The organism is Foliimonas ilicis (genome assembly GCF_039939195.1).
GTDB classification, from domain to species: Bacteria; Pseudomonadota; Alphaproteobacteria; order Rhizobiales; family Rhizobiaceae; genus Foliimonas; species Foliimonas ilicis.
The window spans coordinates 85162-106507 of the sequence record NZ_JBDUUH010000018.1; the positions used below are offsets into that span (position 1 = coordinate 85162).

Genomic DNA, 21346 nt, shown 5'->3' on the forward strand with positions numbered 1-21346 from the left:
TCTGGTGGCGCTCAGGGAGGAGCGCATGAACATTTTTCTGGTCGGCGAAGCGGGCAATCACCGCACTAAACTCTTGGAGGCGCTCGCGGAGCCTATCCAAATTCAAGAATTGCCGCGAGAGGCTTCACACAGCGATCAGTGGGACGGCGCACTAGCGCCTGACGACATTGTCATCTCGCTTCGCCTGAAACGAGCAACAGGCAAACTTCCCCCGTTCCGACTTCTTCATATCCCAGGTGCCGGAACGGACGGCATCGACCTAAATAGCCTCGATCCGCATGTCACAGTCTGCAACGTTTACGAGCACGAGATACCGATTGCCGAGTTTGTCATAGGCCAGATACTGAACTGGGAAATCCGTTTCGAGGAATTGCGGCAGTCGATGTCCGTTGAAAATTGGTCTGATGTCTACCGCAGCCGATTCCCTCATGGAGAACTCTTCGGGAAGACGGTGGGCATTATTGGATTCGGCCGTATTGGGCGGGCAATAGCGAGCCGTGCCAAATCGTTTGGCGTAAAGATTATTGCCCTTGATGTCTTCGATCCAGGTGATGGTCTTGCCGACAATGTCTTGAAACCAGCGCAGCTAGCCGAATTCTTGCCGCAGACGGACTATTGCGTTGTGACGTGTCCGCTTAGCGCAGCGACACGCGGTATGATCGCGCGGGCCGAACTCGCACTGATGAAGAAAACGGCGGTGTTGATAAACGTGTCGCGCGCCGAACTTGTCGAAGAACGCGCATTATTCGAAGCGCTGGAGTCGACGGTGATTGGCGGAGCGGTTCTAGACGTCTGGTATCGCTATCCGACAGGCGGAGACGACAAGGTGCCGCCTTCTGATTTTGATTTCACAACATTGCCGAACGCTGTGTGCACACCGCACTCATCGGCTTGGACCACGGCACTACCCAAACGACGTTATGGGATGATCGCCGAAAATATCAATCGTCTGCGCCGCGGCGAACCCTTGGTCAACGTTGTCCGCGCTGGCGTAGCGGCACACTTAGCATAAAGGCATTGTCATGACTGAACACCCAATTCGCATCACCGGAATCAAAACGCTCGTCGTCAATGCGGAGCTGCGCAACTGGATTTTCGTCAAAGTCGAAACTGATCAGGACGGGCTGTACGGATGGGGCGAAGCAAGCCTCAACTGGAAGACGCGCGCTGTCACAGGAGCCGTCGAGGATCTGGCTCCGCTCTTGCTAGGCAAAGACCCGCGCGACATTGAGCAAATCGTGCGTATTCTCAACAAACACTCGTATTACCGCCTTGGAATAATCGGTGCGACTGCCATCAGCGGCATTGAGCATGCGTTATGGGACATCTTCGGCAAAAGCGTAAACCTGCCGGTGTGGCGCCTCATCGGCGGCAAGACGCATGATAGCATCCGCGTCTATACTCATCTCGGCCTCGGCGACATGAAGTCGGTCTATGAGACGTTCGATGCCGGCGCGCTTAAGGAGAAGGCGATCGCCGTCGTCGAGAAGGGATATGACGCGCTGAAGGTCGTGTTTATTCCTTATTCCCACTTCAGCGTCGACATTCCGTCCCGCCGTCATGTCGGGAAGCTGATGGAAGCATTGCGCGACGCGGTTGGGGAAAGCGTTGACATCATGATCGACTTCCACGGCCGGCCGGCCTCGATCGCCGGTGCTTTGCAATATATCGAGGAGCTAGCGCCCTATCGGCCGATGTTCTGCGAAGAACCAGTTATCCCGGGCGATACCGAAGCGTTGCGCATGATTACGGAGCGAGCGAACTGCCCGATAGCATCAGGCGAACGTTTGGTTGGGTACAAGGAGTTTGAGCCGCTCTTCCAGCAGAAGGCGGTTCACATCATTCAGCCAGACCTGAACCACACCGGCGGAATCCTGGAGGGAAAACGGATCGCGGCCGCAGCTGAACATGCATTCATGGGTGTCGCGCCTCACAATCCGAATGGTCCCCTCGCGGGGGCTGCCGCGCTGCATTTCGACGTCTCCACTCCAAACTTCGTAATCCAGGAAGAAATGTCGGGCGCTGTGCCATGGTACGACGATGTCGTCTCAACGCCCATGAAGCGGGTGGGTAACGCTTGGCAGATTCCGGATTCTCCGGGTCTGGGAGTGGAGGTGAATGAAAAGGAGGCGGCCAAGCATCCATTCAAGCCGGAGGTGATGCACACGCTCAGCGCTGTGCTACCCGACGGTACGGTTGTGGACTGGTAGGTTGGACCCGATGAGCGCCAACTTCACGAATTCCTCACTCTCGTTTGAATTGCCTGGCGGAGTCTATAATGTCACGCCGCCGCGGATTGTCTTCGGCGCCGGAACACGACAGCGCGTTGCAGACGAAGTCGCACGTCTGGGCGGAAAACGTGCAGTTGTTTTGTCGACGCCGGGCCGCCATCGTATGGCGCAAGACGTAGCGGACAACTTGGGAGCAGCATGTGTTGGATTGCTGCCCCAGGCCGTGTCGCAAGTCCCGATCGAGTTGGCGCGTCAGGGGCGCGTCAAGGTACGGGAACTGGAAGGCGACTGCCTAGTCTCCGTCGGCGGAGGGGCTTCAATCGGGCTTGGCAAAGGCATTTCGCTGGAGCTCGGCATCCCCATCGTCGCGATCCCGACCACCTATTCCGGCTCGGAGATGACCGGCTTCTGCGGCATCACGATCGACGGAGTGAAGCGAATGCACTCCAGCCTCAACATGCTGGCGTCAACGGTCATCTATGATCCCGAGCTTTCGATGGGACTGCCGCTCGGCGTGAGTGCTGCAAGTGCCTTCAACGCGCTAGCTCATTGTGTCGACGCAATCTACGTGGCGACGGCAAGCCCTGTTACACAAGGGGCAGCAGCGGAGGGCGCTGGTGCAGTTGTAGAAGGTTTGCGGCGGGTGATCGCATCGCCTAGAGATCTTGGTGCTAGGTCTCAACTGCTTTATGGAGCTTATCTATCCGGCGCGGCACTGACGGGCGGCTTCGCCCTTCAGCATGGAGTTGCCCACACGCTCGGCGGATCATTCGGCATCGAGCACGGCACGGCTCATGCCTTGGTGCTTCCGTATGTCGCCGCCTTCAATGCGGTGCATGCCCCAAAGCTGGGGCGGATCGCTGAAGTTCTCAAGACCGACAATATCGGAGCGACCTTCTTCGATTTGCTCAACGAAAGCGGCTTGCCGACCAGCCTCAAGGCGATCGGCTTTGATCGAAGAGCTCTGGACGACGCCGCACGTATAACGGCTGAAACGGATAATGGGCTCAACCCGGTGCCGGTAACCAAGGAGGTCGCTCGCGCGATTCTCGAGAACGCCTACGAGGGGCATCGTCCAAGTTAACCAGCAACAAGAAACAGGGAGGTTTATCATGTCACGCAAATACATCGCCGGCGTCCTAAGTATCCTAATAACGGGAGCAACCGGCGTCGCAATGGCCCAAGAGCTTCCGGAGACGACGCTGCGCGTCATGGGTAATTTTAGCTCGGGCGTACAGACGCAGAAGGTAGAAAAGCCCTTCTGGACGCAAGACATCCCCACGCGCTCGAATGGTAAGATCACCGTAGAGTACAACAACTATGACGTGATGGGGATCAAGGAGCAGCAACTTTTGCGCCTTTCGGAAACCGGCATTGCTGACTTCGTCTCAACTGACATTGCGAAACTGGCAGGTGACGATCCTGTCTTCGAAGGTTGCGACCTGACAGGGATATCGCCTGACATTGCGACGGTCCGTAAAGCGTGCGACGCTTGGCTCCCTGTCGTCGGCAAAGTCATGGAAGCGAAGTTTAACACGAAGCTGCTGGGGCTTTCTCCAAATCCAGGACTGGTGTTCTGGTGCCGTGACACCATCTCGGGTCTCGATGGGCTTTCCGGCAGGAAAGTCCGTGTCAACAGCCGGACGATGGGTGACATGATCACAGCGTTGGGGGGAACTCCCGTCACAACGCCGTTTGCGGAAGTCGTTCCAAGTCTGCAGCGTGGTGTGTTCGATTGTGCGATCACCGGCGGACTTAGCGGGAACACCTCAGGTTGGGCTGAAGTAACCAAGTATATGTTTCCCCTACCTGTGACTTGGGGAATTTCCTTCCAATCCGCTAACCTGAACTCTTGGCAAAATCTCGCACCAGAAATGCGTACCTTCCTGGAAGAACAGTTTAAAGATCTCGACGCACGTCTCTGGGCGATTGGCGAGCAGGCGCACAATGAAGGCGTGAACTGCAACACTGGTCAAGATCCTTGCACGCTGGGCAAGAAGGCGTCGATGACTCTCGTGCCGGTCTCCGATGCGGATAAAGAAAAGCTAAAAACCATCGCCAAGGATAATGTCGTCCTGGAGTGGGCGAAGCGTTGCGGCAAGGAGTGCGCTGCGCAATGGAATGACACTGTTGGTCAAGCCGTAGGCATCCAGATACCTCTTGACGAACTCTGATCGGTGACAAGCATGACCACACAAGGTTATTCTGCGAGGCCACTCGCGCTGCTGGCTACCGTCGCCACTCTGGCGACAAGAATCTGCGGACTGGTCGTCTTCTTGATGGCGTTCCTGATCGCGGTCGATGTCGTGGTTCGAAAACTGTTCAACTCCACGCTTTTCAGTGGAGGCGTCGGCGAAATATCCGGCTACGTGCTCGGGATAATCTCGGCTTGGGGTGCCGCTTCGGCGCTACTCGCTCGATCACATGTCAGGATTGACACCGTCCAGATCATGTTGCCCAGAAGTGTCGGCCGTCTTGCCGACATCGTGGCTATCGCGATGTTTACGCTGGCAAGCGGCACACTGGCTTACGTCGCCTACTTCACCTTCAAACGTACGTTCATACTGAACTCTCATTCAATGACGCCGCTAGCGGTGCCCATTGCTATTCCTCAAGGCCTCTGGTTTGCAGGGCTTTGTTTTCTCACGGCGGTTTCGCTCGCGCTCTCGATGGCCGGCATTGTTGCAATTCTCAAGGGTGACCACCGAACCGCGCATGCCCTGATCGGACCACGTTCGATCGAGGAAGAGGTCGAGGAACAGCAGGCAATCGTTGGAGCCGTTTCTGAGGTAACAAAACCATGATCGGTACTTCAATCGGCCTTCTCTTGGGGTTTTTGGCTGCTGGCATCCCTGTCGCCGCAGCTCTCATACTCCTGGGCATAGTCCTAGGAGCTATATTCTCTCCATTACCGCTGACATCGGTATTCGGCGAGCTTGCATGGAGCTCATCCAGCGAGTTTACGCTTTTCGCCATTCCGCTCTACATCCTCCTCGGTGAATTTTTGCTGCGTAGCGGTATCAGCGAGAAAATGTATCACGCGATCTCTCAGTGGATGTCGCGGCTGCCGGGCGGATTGATGCACGCCAATCTCGGTTTTTCGACGGTTTTCGCAGCGATGAGCGGCTCAAGCGTGGCCTGCGCCGCGACCTTAGGAAAGGTCGCCAACCCTCTCATCCCACGCTATAAATATAATGAGCGGCTTTTTCTCGGCACGATCGCCGCGGGCGGCACGCTGGGTATTTTGATCCCTCCATCGATCCCGCTGATTCTCTATGGCGTATTGACCGAGACCTCGATCCCCCAGCTTTATCTCGCCGGTATTATACCGGGTCTTCTCTTGGCGGGCTCTTTCGTCCTGACAGTTTTGGTGGCGTGTTATTTTCGTCCGGAGTGGGGTGGGACGCCGGTGAAAACAGACTGGGCGACGCGCTTTCGCGTGCTGCCGGATCTGATTCCGCCCCTGCTGATCGTTATCGCGGTAATCGGGGCGATCTACGCGGGCTGGGCAACGCCTACGGAATCAGCAGCCCTGGGCGTGGTCATGGCGGTGACACTCGCCGCTTTCCAGAGGCGGCTCAGCTTTCGTCTGATCGTCGAAGCCGCCGAGTCGACCGTCGTCGTCACTGCGATGCTCATTCTTATAGTCGTGGCGGCATTCCTCCTGAACTTCGTTCTGACCGCTATCGGCTTGTCGCGGCTTGTCACTGATCTGTTTGGCGCTTCCGGGCTCTCGCCGACAGGTCTGATCCTCACGGCTATCGTCTTTTACCTGATCCTCGGCATGTTTATGGAATCGCTTTCGATGCTGATCGCGACAGTCCCGCTGATCGTCCCTGCACTTAAGGCAGCCGATATCAACACGGTGTGGTTCGGCGTCCTTATGATGCTTCTTATGGAGGTGGCACTTCTCACTCCTCCTGTCGGCATGAACCTTTTTGTAGTTCAAGGAACCCGAAGTTCCGGCAATGTGAAGGACGTTATCTTTGGCGCACTCCCGTTTGTTTTGACGATGTTGCTCTTCATAGCGCTGATGGTCGTTTTCCCGGACTTGGCGCTCTGGTTGCCGCGCGTCCTTGGTGGAAACTGATATTTAAGAGTGAGTCTTTCGATGACCTACACAATCGATGATACGCCGAACCTATGGCGCAGCTCCGTAGAGAACTGGCTCTTTGGTCTCGACCACCTGTCGGCACCGACCCGGGAGAAGGTCGTCACCGCTTGGCAGAGTACATGGAGCTCGAGTTCGTTCAAGTCGATCAAAGAAGCGCCGTGGGACGCGGTCGATTTCGATTACACACTCGCCGACCACGTTAATGAGGTAACCCGCGCCGGACTGAACTTGGCCGCGCATATCGAAAGGGAATGGGAGGTGTCTCTCGATCCGGAGATCCTCGTTCCGATATTGATCCTGCACGACGTCGACAAGCCACTGATGTTCGAGCGCAAGGAAGGCCGTGTGGAGCGTACCGCACTTTATCACGAGATTCCGCATGGCGTCGTTGGCGGAATGCTGCTCAAGGAATTGGGCTTTCCGCATCACGTGGTAGCTACCGTGACCACGCATTCGCCACGCATGCCGTTCCCCGGCAGGAGCTGGGAGGCCTATGTCCTGCACTACGCTGACTATCTCACCTGCGACCATGCCATGATGCGCGCCGGTGAGAAGCCCTTTTACTTTTTCCACGACGTCGAATAGCCTGGCCCAAGCACAACGGCACGTCGAGTGCTTTCCTCGTCGGGTACTAGACTATCCCGCGCGTCTTAGCTCGGCGCCGGATTTCCGACTGTGGTCGTCCGCGCGACGAAGCTTCGAAGCAGCACCGCTTACGCGGTCGAAGAGGGCCTCCAAGTTTGAAAACGATTGTTGGAAAATACTGGAGGTCACGCCTGCAGTCGGTCAATTTGGAACCACCAGTTTGCGAAATCTATCAGCGGGATACTGAATCGCTTTTTTAAGCGGCGATGGGCGTTGGTGCACGGATCATTCAACGGTCGAACTGTCAGCAGTTGACACCGTAATCACTGTGATCTCCTTCGCCGGCGGGGTAGCCGAGACGCTGCGCACGATCGCCGCCGATCCCAGACATCTCGGCGTCCAGATCGGCCTCGTCGCGGTGCTTCACGGCTGGGAGCAGAACCTGCACTATCACTCCACATCCATTGTATCGTGCCGGGTGGTGGCCTCTCGCCGGATGGCAGCCGCTGGATCTCAGGCCGGGATTCTTCCTGCCGGCCCGCGTTCGCTCACGTCTGTTCCGCCGGCTCTTTTGGAGGAACTGCGGACGACTTTCGAGGCGGGCCAGCTGGGCTTCTTCGGTGATCTCGCCCACTTGGCCACTGGCATCAAGTTGCGGTCGTGATGATCGGAATGCGAACCTGCTTGGTCCGCCACACCCCGAATATGCCGCCGTCTGTGCCGGAGCTGACGGGATCATTGCGGCCTTACTGGACATTCCTTCCACCCGCAGATAGAGTTTTGCGTTGCACCTGACGTCCTAGGTACCGCACACAGCGAGAAAGCATTAGCATGGACGAAAAATACGCCGATGCTCGAGAAAATTTGTTCGCGGCGATGCGATCTCTTGCTGCATCCGCCGACAGTATTCAGAACCGGCTGATCGACGCGAATTCGAGCATTCTCGCGGTCACAATCGATGAGTTTGAGGGCGATGGCGAGTTGAAGATCAAGTTCGCGCGGATACTGGATCTATACGGTGTCGATCTGGACGACACGCAAGCCGTTGCCACAGAGACAGCCGCGTATATGTCGGATTTCGACGCGATTAAGCTCGCCGACCTGATTTGTGATCTCTTCTATGAACTTAGATAGTATCCTGCCTCGCACATTCTCCAGCTTGATGGTTGGATTTGGCTTTTCTGTCGCCGTGATGAGAGCCAGTTCACTCGGGTGGAGCCTGCAAAGCCGTCCATGCTTGATGTCAGCGAATCCTTTGACGGGGAGGCGTTTACGCAGATTTCTCTCGGCTCCAGCACCGACGTGGACGGTGCCGTGGTCAAGGCGCTGCGACTGGCCAAGATGACGGCATGGAGGCTGCAATTTGATGCTGTCGAGTTTTATGGACCGTTACAATGCGCGATTTTTTGTCGTTCCTGCCCGACCCGATGATTTGCGCCGGCCGACAGGCTGTTTGATCACGGGAAGACGTCGATCAGTGGAGCGCGCGGGAATGTCTCATCGTAGATGCGGTTAGCCTCTTCAGTGTACATTTGACGTATGCTGTAGCGTAAGCAATCTCGACTCGCCTCCGCGAGCGATTTGCCCATCTCGCGGGTCAAGATGGCAGCGAGATCGGTGGTGTGGTCGACAATCAGTTGCTACCATTTCCACAGGATGTCGGAGCGTTCGCGCGCCATGAGATCTGCCCAATCTGTTTGTGCTGCATGAGCCTTATCAATAGCCCGAGAAGCTTTCTGGACCATTCGATAGTGCGTCACACATTAAGGCAAAGATATTTTACCTCGACATAATCCTCGATGCCGTATTTTGACCCTTCGCGGCCTTGGCCGGACTTTTTGATGCCGCCAAATGGGGAGACTTCAGTGGAGATCAGGCCGGTATTGATACAGACCATGCCGTATTCTAGCGCTTCTGCCACACGGAAGATCTTCGACCTGTCCTCGGAGTAGAAGTAGGACGCCAGGCCGAATTCGGGGTTGTTGGCCATTTCGATGACGTCTTCTTCTGTCTCGAACCTGAAGAGCGGCGCCACCGGACCGAAGGTCTCCTCGCGCGCGACCTTCATCTCCGTGGTCACTCCGGTCAGGATGGTCGTCTGGAAGAACAGACCGCCCTTGGCGTCAGGCTTGCCGCCAATCGCAACCTCGGCGCCCTTTTTGAGCGCATCAGCAATATGCTCGGCGACCTTCGCCACGGCCTCCTCCGTGATCAGCGGTCCGCGTTGAATGATCCGTGCACCAACGCCGAGCCAACTGACTGGCCAGACTTACAGCAAGCTGCCGCCCCGCAGAAAATGCACACGGTATCGACCAAGGGATAAGCGCGCCATTGATGACGATGTCGCAAAACGAACGGAGTTGACTCCTGAGCGTGCCGAAATTCAGTCCCTTGAAGAAGCTCTTCATCGATGAACCGGCTCTTCTACATGATCACCGGCGCACTGACCGCCTTGGTGCAACACGCGCTTCAGGAGGCCGAGAAGGTAGTCGCCAACCCAGCGGCACTGGAGGTTCTGTCAGTCGCAGTTCGTAAGGGCTTGGAAACCCCCGATAAAGTAGCCTTTGCCCATCGATCAACGATGATCCGTTCGCGCGTCGTCATGCACCGCTCGTATGCCAACCGCTCCGCTTCATCTGTGCAGGTGATCCTTCCGCGAATGGAACTGGTCTTGCACCGTCCAGTCGCGATGGCGGAAAAATGGCCAGAATGCCGGCGAGCGAAAAAGCGAGACACCATACTCTTGCGATCGGGCGACGGAGGTGGATATTTTGTTGTCGCATGGCCGATCAGTTGGCGAAGCGGTAGCTTCGCGCCGAATTGATCGTGCCATGAAGATGCGCGGCTGAATGAAGCGACCATCACGCTTTGCCAGTTGCCGCGAATCTCTCCGCAAACTCGGAAGCGTTGACGGGCTTGCCGAACAGATAGCCCTGTGCTTGCGGGCAGTTGTTCTCCCTGAGGAAGTCGAGCTGTGCTTGCGTCTCGACCCCTTCGGCAATGACATCCATGCCGAAACTTCGGCCGAGGTAGAGCACCGCGTTTACCACGGCGGCGTCTTCGGGATCGGTGTTGACGTCCCGCACAAAGGACCGGTCGATCTTCAGCCGTGAGACGGGATAGCGCTTGAGCAGGCTGAGCGAGGCGAACCCCGTCCCATAATCGTCGAAGGCAAGCCCCACACCCAGTTCGCAAAGGTCCTTGAGCAGCCGGGCCGTCATCGCGTCGTTGCGCAGCAGGATGTTCTCGACAAGCTCCAGTTCGAGCGCATCGGCTGGAAGACGGGTTTCCACCAGCACCTCCTCGACAATCGTCAGGAGGTTGCCGGAACGCATCTGCGCCTCGAACAGGTTCACCCCGATCCGCATGTCAGGAATGGACTTCCGCCATTCGGCAAGCTGCCGGCAGGCGCTGCGCAGCACCCATTCGCCGACCTCCGGCGCGATCGGCTTTTCGCTCAGCACATCCATGAACGAGACGGGGCTGAGCAGCCCGCGCTCGGGGTGGTTCCACCGCATAAGGGCTTCGGCGCCTGTGAGCCGCCGGTCTTCCACGGCCACTTGCGGCTGGTAGAACAACTCGAACTCGCCGTTCTGGAACGCTTCCCGCAATTCCTGTTCGAACGCGCGTCGCGCGACCGCCACTTCCCGCAGGGCCGGTTCGAACAGCTCGTACCTTCCTTTCCCCGCCGCCTTCGCACGATAAAGCGCAAGATCGGCAGCGCTGAGCAACTCCTCCGGCCGTGCGCTGTGCAGCGGCGACAGCGCGACGCCGATGCTGACACCGATATCGATGCGTTCCCCGGCAAATGCATAGGGCTGGGAGATCACCGAGACCAGTTGTGCCGCCATGGCCTTTGCCAGACGCTCGTCGTCGCCGGGAAGCAAGGCGACGAACTCGTCCCCGCCCAGCCGTGCGACCATGATCGCGTTCTCGGAAGCTGCCTTCAGGCGCATCGCCACGTCCTTGATAACGGAATCGCCCGCCGAGTGGCCGAGAGTATCGTTGACGTCCTTGAAGCCATCGAGATCGAGCAGCAACACTGTAGCCGGCTTCTCCGCTGCCAGTCTCTCCGCCAGGCATTCCCTCCAGGCGCCGCGATTGGCCAGATCGGTCAGCGCGTCGATCGCGGCCAGCCGGAACAGGCGCTCCTCGTTCTGCCGCCGTTCGGTGATGTCACGCACGATCGCGCCGACGCTGGTACTGTTACCCTCCTGCCAAGTCGAGAGGGAGAACTCTGCAGGAAACTCGCTGCCGTCCTTGCGCAGGCCCGAGAGCTCGATCGTGCGGTCGGCGAGTTCCATCCGCTCGCCATTGCGCAGACGGTCGAGTTCGGCCTCGTATATTCGCCGCCAGCTGTCGGGGATGAGAACCTCGCTCGAACGTTCCGCCATCTCGGCGGCGGAGTAGCCGAAGAGCCGTTCCGCCGATCTGTTCCAGAAGGTGATTTCGCCTTCCGAGTTCGAGCAGATGATTGCGTCGGGGGAAGTCTCCGCGATGTTCTCGAACCGGACCTGGCTGACGGTGCGCACATATTCCAGCCGGCGGATTTCCATGCGGTCCATCACCAGCGCCGCCAGATCGGTGAGATTCTTGCGATCCTCCGCCGTGAATTCCGGTCGCGGCTTGCTGTCGATCAGGCAGACCGTGCCGAGCTTCTCGCCGCTCGGCGCAAACAGCGGTTTTCCGGCGTAAAAGCGGATGAAGGGCGGGCCAAGAACGAGCGGGTTGGATGAAAAGCGTGGATCCTTGGTCGCATCGGGGATGAAGAGGATGTCGTCCTGAACGATGGCATGCGCGCAGAACGACACCTCGCGGCTCGTCTCGCAGATGTCGAGACCGACATGGACCTTGAAGAACTGGCGATCGCGCTCGATGAGCGAGACGAGGACGATCGGCACGTCGAACAGTTTGGATGCCAATGCCCCCAGACGCTCGAAATCCTCCGCCGGCGGGGTGTCCATCAAGTGATAGTCTGCCAATGCCTTGAGGCGGCTCTCCTCGTTGGCGGGTATCGGATACGGAGTCAGCAAGTTGGTCGACCCATCAGCGTTTAGCGCGTTGAAAACTCGGGAAATATTTCTCAACACCAAAACGACAAACCACGCCAAACGTTCCTCTGAGCCTTATCGGTCGCGGAATGTGGTAATAACCGGGTCTCACAGCACCGTCGTCGGGTACCGCAACTGAATTGCAGCAATAGCGCGGCTCGACGATCTTGTGCCGTCGCGCTTCTCGATCCAGATACACCGTGAGGCGTGCCGTGTGATCAAGGCGGATTTTTTCACGGCGTGCCTAAAACGCAAATGCTTCTCGGTCGACGCCGATTTGGTCGCCGACATATCGAAGCATAACGGGGCGGGACCTCTTCCGGTCCCAGCACTCGGCCAGGGTATCGCATCAGACATAGCTGAACGGCATAACCAAGCCGGTTATGCATACGCCTTCGCAGCTCAATCTCCAGACGATCCACCGATGACAACGAATGGTGGATCAGGCTATCCTCGTCGACTGACGAGGCTTTGAATGATCGCCCCTATGCGCTTTGGGAGTTCCTTATCATTTTATCTATTTCGTTAAGCCATTTTGAAGATGCAGACAGTAGCTGAACCCAACGAGCAAGTGAGATGGGCCCTGTCTTGGCGTTGGATTTCCTAACACTCTACGTCGTGATCTTTCTCAAATCGCTTACAGTTACGGTGATTTGGACAGCATTCGCATATCGTTATCATCCGCACGTCGCCGCTCAACATTGGCTGGCGGGCTCAGTCATCTCAATGATTGGCGGAAGCATTCTGACGATACAGGGCAATCAAGGCTCGTTGGTTCCCGCGATACTGGGCAATGCAATCGTCATATACGGGTTCTGTCAGTCCTGGATTGGAATTCGTCGTTTCTACGGAAAACGAGGGGGTCAGTTGACGGCCGTCATTTTGACCTTGGTTTCCGTGTTCGCGATGATCTTTTTCCACGATCAGGATCGATTGCGCAGCATGGTCTATGCGACGGGTCAAATGACGGTCATGGTGCTTTCGATAATCTATCTGCTCAAACCGGCACGACAAGCTCTTGGCGCGGGCGTTGCGTCAGTCGCGTTCGCCATTGCCGCCGTGGGGCAGTTGTCTGTTATCGGCGGAAATTTCGCTGTCCTGACAGGCGCGATGACTTTTCCATCATTTTATCAGTTGGCTTCCTATGCGCTCCTATGCACGATTTTCAGCGGAATGGTGTGGAATTTCGGCTTCGCATTTATGGCCATAGACAAGTTGCAAGCCGAACTTGCTCGGCTTTCGGAGACCGATGATTTGACAGGGATCGGAAACAGACGCGCTTTGCGGGCTGCTCTGCTGGACGAGCATCGCAGGAGCACGCTCTCGGCGATTCCATATTCTGTGGCGCTAATCGACCTGAACAAGTTCAAACAGCTGAATGACAAATACGGTCATGCGGCCGGAGATACGGCGCTCGTTCACCTTGCCGGCATATTGTCTTCGTCAGTGCGCGCAGGCGATTTCGTCGCACGTCTGGGCGGTGATGAATTTTGTATCCTTATGCCGGAGACCAGTAAGTACGAAGTCGTGGAGAGTGTGGAAAAAATTCACGACGCTTTGGCAAGAACGCCCGTCGTGATCTCCGGCGAAGAGATCTGTCTATCGGCCAGTATTGGTGTCGCGGACTGGAAGCCAAAAGGCCGATTGTATGCAGATGGTGTTTTAGCTGAGGCAGATAAAGACCTCTATCGCCGCAAGGCTCATGACAGTCGTCGCCGTGTCAAAAACCAAAACGGATTATACGTCGTACCTTAAGGGGGAGATCACGCTCGACTTGGCCCGGCGAAAATGTTGGTTTGGATTTCCGGCCTTACTCTTCGAGTTCCTGCTTTGCTTCCTGAAGTAGGCGGCATTTGAGGATGATTTCCGCCACCTCTTCGCCAATCGACAGATTGTTGATTTGATCTTGGTAATCGCGGATCGTTACTGCTGCACGGCGCAAAAGCCCGGCGCGCTCCGGCTTAGTGAGAAGATCGATCTCATTCACGGCTCGGCGTAGCTCGGAAATGAATTGCTGGGTCGAATCGGTCATTTTGCTTTCCGATTTTGTAACCTTGATAAAGGCGCAGACGGCTGTCGCAAGGATCGTTAGTATGCCTGCCAGCCACGGTCAATCTAGGTACAGTGCCCACACACTCAGGCCTAATGCCCCAATGATGAAGAGAAATGCAAAGATTTTGCTGTGATGGCGTTCAGGTAGTGTGAGCGCTGCCCGCGGCTCTTGCCGGTTCGCTTCGATGCAACCGAGACGCCCCGCGCCGCCGCGACCCAGTTTGGCGTCCGAGAAAATTCCGGCCGGGTCTGACCGACCGCGGTAGCCAGGATCAAAGCAATTTTTAAGACAGCCAAGCCATGTTTCAGCGTGAGTTCAGTCATCTTTGATGCTGTGCTCCCGTTGTGAGAAAGTTAAATTTCCGCCTCACTGTCTTTTCAGCTCTCCGGTTTTCGGTAGAATTCAATTATTGAAACAAGAGTGTACGCTTGCCAAACCGATCAACGTCATACCGCAAATTGAAGCGCCCGATCTCAACTAGGCGCTGACACAGTTGTTTGATTGTATGCTCGATGAAAATGATCGCCGTCGGCGCCCGCATCTTCTTCACCCCGATTTGCGGGTTTTTGCAGAATGCCTGCCGGGTGCTGCCAATTTCCTTTTTTTGGAATAAGCGCGAATATGCCATCAGGCCCGCGTTGCAGCACCCAGCAACACGAGGCTCGGTTCCCATATCCCAAAGCTCATGTGCCGGGCCTCACCTCCTCCGACCATGACGTAGCCCCTATACCGTACGCAGTAAGCATCTCGATAACCCCTATCAGCGTGGGAACGACCATTGGAATCGGAAAGGTGCGTCACCAACTAGCCCTTCGAAAGAGATTGACGCCTCTCTCATTGTAAGGTGACTATGATTGCCTGCGGTTGTTTCTCACAGGAGTGCCGAGATGACCAGGCGAGCATTCGGGTTACTGGCGATAGTTGCTGTCCTAACCGGCATCGGCGCGGCAGAAATTCAATTGCGATACGGGGACGAGATAATTAGCGTATTGTCTAACTGACGGTGCGGTCATCCCAAACGGCTAGTTCAATGTCTCGATGCCCTGCGCGGGAGAGGAAATATTGAAGACAAAATCGCCCCGAGAACGAGCGGCCCGCGCCTTATGTCGTCTTTCAGGTAATTCTGAAGACACTTTGTTTGAAGGAAAACCGATGTGGATGAGCTTTCAGCTTGAGGCGGACACTGCCCTTGAGGCCGCACTACCGCCGGAAATATGGGCGCGCGTCAAAACTGACAAGCCGGAATGAGCGATACGATTGCTACATTCATTTACGAACTTAGCCGGTTTGCGAATGAGATCGATATCCTCACCAACTCTGAGCGCGCCGGCCTTTTGCGTCGCGCTGCGTCAACGATCCGCAATTATCAAGACCAGATCAACTACCCGGAGATACCGGACAACGTTCGTGGCTGCCCTGATGAAATCGTTTACTGCCTCAACGAAATGGCACGGTTGATCAATCAATTCGGTGGCGAAGAGGTAGCTGAGGCAATTCTGGAAGCAGTAGAAACCATCAAGGCATGTCGTGTGCTGTTGGAAGCCAAGCAAGGATCTGGTTCGGATTTACTTCGATTACGCCTGCTTAATCTCGTGTGTATAGGAAAGTCGATTGGATATGATGTCGATGCGGCTAAACAGTTCATTCGTGGTTGGTATAGGTTAGTCAGCGATCATCAGCTTCGCTTGGCACTTCGCCTCCAAGCAACCAGTCGCGGTCATCGCGTTAATCGTAATGAACGCCTGTACGTACTGGCTTGTGTTCGCCAGGAGCAACTAGCCCTCAGCTTTCATCGTCTCAGCAACTTTTCGTTGTCGGAATCAGCTCTCACGGCATTCTGATTTCGATCAGTTTTCGAATGCGGATTTTCAGGCTCGGCTCATTTCGTTGATGGTAAGATGAAGAAATCGTATTATTCACGAGTTCGACATACGATGAGCCATTTGAAATCGTAGCGTGGAATCCCACCGAGTTAGACTTCACAGCGGTCAAAAAACCTACAAATTGCGGACAATCCCTTAAACCCTTACCGGCACCGCCCCACAAGCCGGAGCCTGTCGACATGCATTGGTGTTTTCACTTGGACTGCACGAAGTGGGGCAGTTGCCGGTTTGCTATGGCACGGCGAGCGCTGCGAAGATGGTGAGAGCTGTTTGCATTAAGCGGCAAACAAAAGGCCGAAGTTTTTATCGGCGGATACTCAGGGAACCTTTAGGTTCAACGGCGTATTGTTAGTTCATGAAAATACGCCCGCCGGCATTCGATAGTACCCACCCCGAATACCTGACGGCCTGCGCGGAAGCGCTTGATGATGCCGTGCGTGAACTCGTTGATCTCGCAATCGTATCCGGATGGGAACCACCAGCCGTATTTACTTCGCTCGATCAAATAGTGAGTAATCAGAAGCTTGCCTATGTTGAAGACCCCGACCGGCTGACGAGTAAGCTATCACAACCCGATGAGGGGAAATGCCATTGACTCGAAATGAAAACAACCGGAAGACCGGCGCACGCAAGCCAGAGGAAGTGAAAGAAGATAAGAAAAACGAGTTCTCCTTGGATGCTGCGCTCAACAAGAAGCCTGCGCAGGGCCAAGGCTTGTCCCAGCCGATGGATGAGGCCAACGAAAAGACCCGCCGGTCAGAGGGTGTGAACCCAAATGCGGGCGAAGCAGGAAACGTGCCCATCGAGAAAACGACGGGCGCCGGTCCCGGGATTGCAGCGCACTCGAAAGACGCAAAAGTTCCGCCAAAATAGGTATAAAAGTCGTCGGATCGGCAAATAGGTCAGTGAGCCCGCATGCCGCCTAGAAGGGATTTCTGAAAATTGATCGGTTACATCGTGAAATTGATCGTCGCGATGAGCGAGTCAGAAAGCTTCATTTCCGCATCCTCAACCGCAAGGACGCCTGCCAGATAAAACCGCCTACATTGATGAATCAACGGGCAGGTCCGTGGACAGCAGGAACAAGATGAGTTCTACCGCCGCTATCAACGCCGTGCTGCTCGCGACTGCGCGTGCTATTGGAGCAATGCTTTGATCCCACACAGCGGCGCCTTAGCGGTACCTTTTCCGGATTTCGCGTTTAGCGTGCGCCTCACGAGGCTGTGAACGCCAAAGCGTCAGCCAAGCTCGCTACTTGTCCCCTTCCTTGCTATTGTGCAGTGCAGCAACGATATTGCTGCGCGTGCGTTTAACAATCTGCCGTCCCTTCCGGACGTCACAATAGGGACGGCTTGATTTGCGAAAAATCTCCGATACGATCGCACGGCTCGCTGCACTCCATGCGCAGCACGTCCCTTATTCCGCCGTCACCGGCGCTCTAGACGCTCTCCAGTCGTTAACCGTTGCTGGGTCCAACCCCGGCGCGTTGAAGGCTTGGTGCCATGTTCCGGACGATTTGCGCAAAGGCGCGCCGCTGGTTGTTGTCCTCCATGGCTGCACCCAGAATGCGGCCGGCTACGACCGCCACTCCGGCTGGTCGCAACTTGCCGATGAAGTCGGTTTCACGGTGCTCTATCCCGAACAACAGCATGCCAACAATCCGAGCCTATGCTTCAACTGGTTTCTGCCTGCCGATGTTAGACGGAATGCGGGCGAAGCGCTTTCCATCCGGCAAATGATCGAGGCGATGGTCGTCGCTTACAAACTCGATCGTGAACGTATCTTCATCACTGGTCTGTCGGCCGGCGGCGCGATGGCGGCGGCCATGCTGGCGACGTATCCGGAGGTCTTTGCCGGCGGTGCGATCATAGCCGGACTTCCCTATGGCAGCGCAACGACCGTTCCAGAAGCGTTCGATCGCATGCGTGGGCACGGCGGTCCGTGCGAACGGAATCTGCAACGTGCTATCCGCAGCGCGTCAGATCATCATGGACCTTGGCCAAGGATTTCAATCTGGCACGGCGCGGCCGACCACACTGTTTCGGCGTCCAACGCGGAAGCCATCGCGGCACAGTGGCGAGGTATTCATGGACTCGACAAGGTGCCGACGCATTCGGAAATGGCCGGCAGACTTGCAAGACAGGTCTGGTTAGACACTTCCGGAGAGACGACGCTCGAAATCAACATGATCGGGGGAATGGGCCACGGCACGCCGATCGGCAATGACGGCTTGGGCACTCCGGGACCTTATATGCTTAATGTCGGCATTTCTTCCACGCGCGAGATCACGCGCTTCTGGCGTATCGCGGGTACGCAGAAAAGCGTCTTTGAGAGGTCCGCACCAAAAAGCCCTGCTGTCCAGCGTCAGCATTCCCGCGGCCAAACGCCCACTACGGAAACGGCAAAGGTAAAATCTCAGGAATTGACCGCCATCCACGAGTTTTCACCTCCCGTGGCGTCCGCCACCACGCGAGTGAAGAAGATCCTCGAGGATGCGCTCCGCGCAGCAGGCCTGATGCGCTAGGTGAACTGCGCAATCGGTCACACGCTACGGTCTCACGAGTCACTTCGGATTACGAAAAGTGGAGCCTAAACGGGTCGGTTCAACCGACAGAACGTTGTGGCCTGGTGATCGTTGGCTGCTTTCAGCGAGCAATCGCCATGCACCTCTTCCATATTCTGCTTGCCCGCCCGCGAAAAAGCTAGGGTCCACCCTTCGCCAGCTTACATTTATGCCGACGAACATTTCCGCGAGCAAGGTGACACGTCCGCTGACCACAGACATCTCACGGATTCCAGCTATCGAATTCTTGCGATAATTCTTGAGGAACGTCCAATGATCTCGAGAGTTTGTGATGACCGGGGGGGTATGTAGGTTGGTAATGGCAGACGAAACGGCACGATTGGATGCAGTGCGGCGGTACGCCGTAGGGAACACGGTCCCCGAGGCGGCGTTTGACAGTATTGTCACCCTTGCGGCCGAGCTTTTGAAAGCGCCAGTCGCACTTTTTAGCGTCATCGATGCTGATCACATATGGTTCAAGTCGAGACATGGGCTGCAACTAGATCACATGGACCGGGAACCGGGTCTTTGCGCCTCCGCGTTGTTTCAGGATCAGCCTTGGCTGGTTTCAAATGCGTCGAAAGTTGCAGCCGCTCGGGAGAACCGCCTGATCCGGGAGTTCGGAATGAACTCTTACGCTGGCGTTCCCCTTGCGGTGAAAGACGGTGTCAGGCTCGGCACACTGTGCGTCATGGATCGAAATTCGCGAGAGTTTCCGACGTGCGAGATAAGCATTCTCAAAAATCTCGCATCGTTGATCGTCGATCGCCTAGAGCTTCGACTTTCGGCCTCAGAGGCTGCCGACGCCGCCGCAAAAGCGACGAAAGATCGGGAAGCTGCCCTTCAGCGCGCAAACCAGTTGGTGAGGGACGGCAGGTTACTTGCCGCAATCGTACAATCTTCACAGGACGCTATTGTGAGCAAGGACCTCAATGGCATTGTCACCTCGTGGAATCGGGCTGCTGAGGAGATATTTGGTTACTCGGCAGCAGAGATGATCGGGCAATCTATTACCCGCATCATTCCCAACGACCGACTGGAGGAGGAGATCTATGTCTTGGATAATATCAGGCGAGGTCAGCGCGTCGAGCACTACGAAACCCTACGCCGCCGCAGCGACGGAAAGCTAATCCCGATCTCCCTGACGGTTTCACCCATCAAGGGCGACGGCGAAAGCGTCTTGGGAGCTTCCAAGATCGCCCGGAATATTACTGAACGGCTCGACAATGAAAATCGCATCCGCGCGCTGTTGAGGGAGGTCAACCATCGGGTGAAGAACCAGTTTGCCGTCATATTGTCGATGATTAGGCAAACAGGCAAGCGGGCACAGGATTCCTACCAGTTCGAGACCAAAATCCGGGAAAGGATCATGGCGCTGGCCCGCTCCCACGATCTGCTAGTGAGCCACGATTGGCGCGGCGCGCCAATCGCTGACGTGTTGAAGGCGCAGAGGGAGACCTTTAACCGCTCAGACCGGATCACCGCCTCTGGGCCATCAGTCATGCTCTCGCCGATGGCCGTCCAGTATCTAGGAATGGCTTTTCACGAATTGGGAACGAACGCGACCCTATATGGAGCATTATCGGCCGGTCCCGGAACGGTCGAGGTAGCATGGACCATCATCCATAGAAATGGCGTTCAAATGCTTGACCTAAAGTGGACAGAGACGGGTGTTCCGGCCCATCAGGCCATCGCGCATGCCGGTTTTGGCAAGACCATCCTGGAACGCATCACGCCGACGGCGCTAGGCGGAACAGGCACAATTATCCGGCAGAACGATGGATTGACGTGGCACCTTGTGGCTCCTCTATTCTTGTTGGAGAGCGAGACACCAGACGCGACTCTTGCGCCTTGATGCGCCGATGCCCAGGAGCGGGGATCATGTTCACTTTGCCCGGCGATAACGGCGAGCACTTGCTAGTCTTGGTAGGCTAGGCCCAGCGTGGCGTCGGGAATGAGGTCGAGATCAACGTCTGAGTCGAGCACCTCCACGTCGCGACCGATCAAACTGCCGGCGATTGTGAAGGCGTCCGAGCCGGCAAAGGCATGCGTCGAGGCCGGCGTTGTGTGGCCAAAGGCATGTCGCCAGCCGATTATGCCATTAAGGCGGGCATTGGCCAGAGCGAGACCGATCGCGGCTTCGTCGCGAATGCCAATCGTCGCGAAGGTGACGCCGGTAGCGCCCGAAAGTGCCGCAGCTCTCGGTGAATCCGCCGGTCCTCACATTGACATGGGCCAGATTGACGAAGGGCTGGCGACATAATCAGCCGACAAGCTGTGGTGAAGCCGATAAAGCCGACGGATCGGCTGGTTTCTATGTCGTGCCAGGATTAGGCGAATTCGCGGTGCAGCGATCGATGCCCGTGGCATTGCCGTCGCTGTCGGTGGATCCCACGAGCCATAAGCCGTGCCTCATGCGCTCAGGCCGGGGTTTGATGGCCGTCGGCGAGAGCAAGCACCGGACCTCCGGGCGTCACGCTTCAATCTATGGTCGAATACAGTTCAATTCCAGAACTTCGGCCAGATGAGATCGCTCTGCGGATGTGCCACCGAATAAATCCACCAGTGCTTGCGCCCGTTTACGCTTGTCATCAACGTTCTCGTGCGCGGGTGTGACCTGATTGAAAAGCAGCTGTATCAATTCAGTGTCGGATATGTCCGGATGTTCAAGTCTGGCTTTTTGAAGTGGCAATATTCCCTCCCAAGGCCAGAGCAAACAAACGCCGATCGTCGGCAGTCGCTACTCCAACGTGGATCAAGGCGGTTGGCATTGTACGATTAATGAGCAGGTAAAATCTGCCGGTCAATAACATTTTTAAAACATCAGCTTTTGCATAATCTCGGAACGAAACCATCGTTGCAGGTG

The 21346-nt window shown here is 56.3% G+C and carries 20 protein-coding genes and 4 pseudogenes; 17 read left to right on the forward strand and 7 right to left on the reverse strand.

What is annotated here, in order from left to right; genetic code table 11:
- Positions 1-25 precede the first annotated feature (25 nt).
- The 10 genes and pseudogenes from ABFT80_RS26965 (at position 26) to ABFT80_RS27010 (ending at position 8361) form a co-directional block, all read left to right on the forward strand.
- Positions 26-1012 carry a 2-hydroxyacid dehydrogenase gene (locus tag ABFT80_RS26965; protein ID WP_347975030.1) on the forward strand — a complete coding sequence of 329 codons (987 nt, stop codon included), beginning with the start codon at positions 26-28 and terminating at the stop codon, positions 1010-1012.
- Positions 1013-1022: 10 nt separating this feature from the next.
- A complete protein-coding gene (locus ABFT80_RS26970; protein WP_347975031.1) occupies positions 1023-2210 on the forward strand; it encodes an enolase C-terminal domain-like protein in 1188 nt (395 codons plus the stop codon).
- 10 nt (positions 2211-2220) lie between these two features.
- Positions 2221-3315, forward strand: coding sequence for a maleylacetate reductase (locus ABFT80_RS26975; protein ID WP_347975062.1), 1095 nt, complete (start codon positions 2221-2223; stop codon positions 3313-3315).
- Positions 3316-3343: 28 nt separating this feature from the next.
- The gene (locus ABFT80_RS26980; protein ID WP_347975032.1) at positions 3344-4405 is read left to right on the forward strand and encodes a TRAP transporter substrate-binding protein; all 1062 of its coding nucleotides are present in this window, start codon (positions 3344-3346) and stop codon (positions 4403-4405) included.
- A 12-nt stretch (positions 4406-4417) separates the two neighbouring features.
- Positions 4418-5035, forward strand: coding sequence for a TRAP transporter small permease subunit (locus ABFT80_RS26985; protein ID WP_347975033.1), 618 nt, complete (start codon positions 4418-4420; stop codon positions 5033-5035).
- On the forward strand, positions 5032-6321 hold the full coding sequence (locus ABFT80_RS26990) for a TRAP transporter large permease (RefSeq protein ID WP_347975034.1): 1290 nt from the start codon (positions 5032-5034) through the stop codon (positions 6319-6321). The genes ABFT80_RS26985 and ABFT80_RS26990 overlap by 4 nt, the downstream gene beginning before the upstream one ends.
- Positions 6322-6342: 21 nt before the next feature.
- The gene (locus tag ABFT80_RS26995) at positions 6343-6930 is read left to right on the forward strand and encodes an HDIG domain-containing metalloprotein (protein WP_347975035.1); all 588 of its coding nucleotides are present in this window, start codon (positions 6343-6345) and stop codon (positions 6928-6930) included.
- Positions 6931-7282: 352 nt separating this feature from the next.
- Positions 7283-7570, forward strand: a pseudogene (locus tag ABFT80_RS27000) (transposase); the annotation flags it as partial.
- A 191-nt stretch (positions 7571-7761) separates the two neighbouring features.
- Entirely contained in the window at positions 7762-8064 is a 303-nt protein-coding gene (locus ABFT80_RS27005; protein ID WP_347975036.1) for a hypothetical protein, read from the forward strand.
- A gap of 99 nt (positions 8065-8163) precedes the next feature.
- Positions 8164-8361, forward strand: a complete 198-nt coding sequence (locus ABFT80_RS27010; RefSeq protein WP_347975037.1) for a hypothetical protein — start codon at positions 8164-8166, stop codon at positions 8359-8361.
- Between the two features lie 325 nt (positions 8362-8686).
- On the opposite strand, the pseudogene ABFT80_RS27015 reads toward ABFT80_RS27010, so the two are convergent.
- A pseudogene (locus tag ABFT80_RS27015) lies at positions 8687-9151 on the reverse strand (aldehyde dehydrogenase family protein); the annotation flags it as partial.
- Positions 9152-9340: 189 nt separating this feature from the next.
- Between ABFT80_RS27015 and ABFT80_RS27020 the strand changes: the two are divergent.
- A complete protein-coding gene (locus tag ABFT80_RS27020) occupies positions 9341-9754 on the forward strand; it encodes a hypothetical protein (RefSeq protein ID WP_347975038.1) in 414 nt (137 codons plus the stop codon).
- A gap of 37 nt (positions 9755-9791) precedes the next feature.
- Here the strand turns inward: ABFT80_RS27020 and ABFT80_RS27025 are convergent, their stop codons facing one another.
- The gene (locus ABFT80_RS27025) at positions 9792-12041 is read right to left on the reverse strand and encodes a putative bifunctional diguanylate cyclase/phosphodiesterase (protein ID WP_347975039.1); all 2250 of its coding nucleotides are present in this window, start codon (positions 12039-12041) and stop codon (positions 9792-9794) included.
- Between the two features lie 86 nt (positions 12042-12127).
- A pseudogene (locus ABFT80_RS27030) lies at positions 12128-12442 on the reverse strand (DUF4158 domain-containing protein); the annotation flags it as partial.
- A gap of 115 nt (positions 12443-12557) precedes the next feature.
- Here ABFT80_RS27030 and ABFT80_RS27035 point away from each other — a divergent pair.
- Positions 12558-13736, forward strand: a complete 1179-nt coding sequence (locus ABFT80_RS27035; protein ID WP_347975040.1) for a GGDEF domain-containing protein — start codon at positions 12558-12560, stop codon at positions 13734-13736.
- 55 nt (positions 13737-13791) lie between these two features.
- On the opposite strand, the gene ABFT80_RS27040 is transcribed toward ABFT80_RS27035, so the two are convergent.
- The 3 genes from ABFT80_RS27040 to ABFT80_RS27050 form a co-directional block, all read right to left on the reverse strand.
- Positions 13792-14013: a hypothetical protein gene (locus ABFT80_RS27040; protein ID WP_347975041.1), complete on the reverse strand. Its 222-nt coding sequence runs from the start codon at positions 14011-14013 to the stop codon at positions 13792-13794.
- 110 nt (positions 14014-14123) lie between these two features.
- A complete protein-coding gene (locus tag ABFT80_RS27045) occupies positions 14124-14357 on the reverse strand; it encodes a hypothetical protein (RefSeq protein WP_347975042.1) in 234 nt (77 codons plus the stop codon).
- Between the two features lie 83 nt (positions 14358-14440).
- Complete coding sequence (locus ABFT80_RS27050) at positions 14441-14707, reverse strand: hypothetical protein (protein WP_347975043.1); 267 nt, start codon at positions 14705-14707, stop codon at positions 14441-14443.
- Positions 14708-15278: 571 nt separating this feature from the next.
- On the opposite strand from ABFT80_RS27050, the gene ABFT80_RS27055 reads away from it, so the two are divergent.
- The 5 genes from ABFT80_RS27055 to ABFT80_RS27075 all read left to right on the forward strand — a co-directional run bounded on the left by ABFT80_RS27055 (position 15279) and on the right by ABFT80_RS27075 (position 20335).
- Positions 15279-15875 carry a hypothetical protein gene (locus tag ABFT80_RS27055; RefSeq protein WP_347975044.1) on the forward strand — a complete coding sequence of 199 codons (597 nt, stop codon included), beginning with the start codon at positions 15279-15281 and terminating at the stop codon, positions 15873-15875.
- A 397-nt stretch (positions 15876-16272) separates the two neighbouring features.
- Entirely contained in the window at positions 16273-16512 is a 240-nt protein-coding gene (locus ABFT80_RS27060) for a hypothetical protein (RefSeq protein WP_347975045.1), read from the forward strand.
- On the forward strand, positions 16509-16790 hold the full coding sequence (locus tag ABFT80_RS27065; RefSeq protein WP_347975046.1) for a hypothetical protein: 282 nt from the start codon (positions 16509-16511) through the stop codon (positions 16788-16790). Before ABFT80_RS27060 ends, ABFT80_RS27065 begins: the two co-directional genes overlap by 4 nt.
- Positions 16791-17274: 484 nt before the next feature.
- Positions 17275-18441 (forward strand): extracellular catalytic domain type 1 short-chain-length polyhydroxyalkanoate depolymerase, encoded by a 1167-nt coding sequence (locus ABFT80_RS27070; protein WP_347975047.1) that lies wholly within the window; start codon positions 17275-17277, stop codon positions 18439-18441.
- A 358-nt stretch (positions 18442-18799) separates the two neighbouring features.
- Positions 18800-20335 (forward strand): PAS domain S-box protein, encoded by a 1536-nt coding sequence (locus ABFT80_RS27075; RefSeq protein ID WP_347975048.1) that lies wholly within the window; start codon positions 18800-18802, stop codon positions 20333-20335.
- 62 nt (positions 20336-20397) lie between these two features.
- Here ABFT80_RS27075 and ABFT80_RS28215 read toward each other — a convergent pair.
- Positions 20398-20652 (reverse strand): annotated as a pseudogene (locus ABFT80_RS28215) (autotransporter domain-containing protein); the annotation flags it as partial.
- Positions 20653-21346 lie beyond the last annotated feature (694 nt).

What these genes read in the sequence shown, in the direction of transcription:
- ABFT80_RS26965 (WP_347975030.1), top strand. Translation starts at nt 26, where the DNA reads ATGAACATTTTTCTGGTCGGCGAAGCGGGCAATCACCGCACTAAACTC.
- ABFT80_RS26970 (WP_347975031.1), top strand. Translation starts at nt 1,023, where the DNA reads ATGACTGAACACCCAATTCGCATCACCGGAATCAAAACGCTCGTCGTC.
- ABFT80_RS26975 (WP_347975062.1), top strand. Translation starts at nt 2,221, where the DNA reads ATGAGCGCCAACTTCACGAATTCCTCACTCTCGTTTGAATTGCCTGGC.
- ABFT80_RS26980 (WP_347975032.1), top strand. Translation starts at nt 3,344, where the DNA reads ATGTCACGCAAATACATCGCCGGCGTCCTAAGTATCCTAATAACGGGA.
- ABFT80_RS26985 (WP_347975033.1), top strand. Translation starts at nt 4,418, where the DNA reads ATGACCACACAAGGTTATTCTGCGAGGCCACTCGCGCTGCTGGCTACC.
- ABFT80_RS26990 (WP_347975034.1), top strand. Translation starts at nt 5,032, where the DNA reads ATGATCGGTACTTCAATCGGCCTTCTCTTGGGGTTTTTGGCTGCTGGC.
- ABFT80_RS26995 (WP_347975035.1), top strand. Translation starts at nt 6,343, where the DNA reads ATGACCTACACAATCGATGATACGCCGAACCTATGGCGCAGCTCCGTA.
- ABFT80_RS27005 (WP_347975036.1), top strand. Translation starts at nt 7,762, where the DNA reads ATGGACGAAAAATACGCCGATGCTCGAGAAAATTTGTTCGCGGCGATG.
- ABFT80_RS27010 (WP_347975037.1), top strand. Translation starts at nt 8,164, where the DNA reads ATGCTTGATGTCAGCGAATCCTTTGACGGGGAGGCGTTTACGCAGATT.
- ABFT80_RS27020 (WP_347975038.1), top strand. Translation starts at nt 9,341, where the DNA reads ATGAACCGGCTCTTCTACATGATCACCGGCGCACTGACCGCCTTGGTG.
- ABFT80_RS27035 (WP_347975040.1), top strand. Translation starts at nt 12,558, where the DNA reads ATGGGCCCTGTCTTGGCGTTGGATTTCCTAACACTCTACGTCGTGATC.
- ABFT80_RS27040 (WP_347975041.1), bottom strand. Translation starts at nt 14,013, where the DNA reads ATGACCGATTCGACCCAGCAATTCATTTCCGAGCTACGCCGAGCCGTG.
- ABFT80_RS27045 (WP_347975042.1), bottom strand. Translation starts at nt 14,357, where the DNA reads ATGACTGAACTCACGCTGAAACATGGCTTGGCTGTCTTAAAAATTGCT.
- ABFT80_RS27050 (WP_347975043.1), bottom strand. Translation starts at nt 14,707, where the DNA reads ATGGGAACCGAGCCTCGTGTTGCTGGGTGCTGCAACGCGGGCCTGATG.
- ABFT80_RS27055 (WP_347975044.1), top strand. Translation starts at nt 15,279, where the DNA reads ATGAGCGATACGATTGCTACATTCATTTACGAACTTAGCCGGTTTGCG.
- ABFT80_RS27060 (WP_347975045.1), top strand. Translation starts at nt 16,273, where the DNA reads ATGAAAATACGCCCGCCGGCATTCGATAGTACCCACCCCGAATACCTG.
- ABFT80_RS27075 (WP_347975048.1), top strand. Translation starts at nt 18,800, where the DNA reads ATGGCAGACGAAACGGCACGATTGGATGCAGTGCGGCGGTACGCCGTA.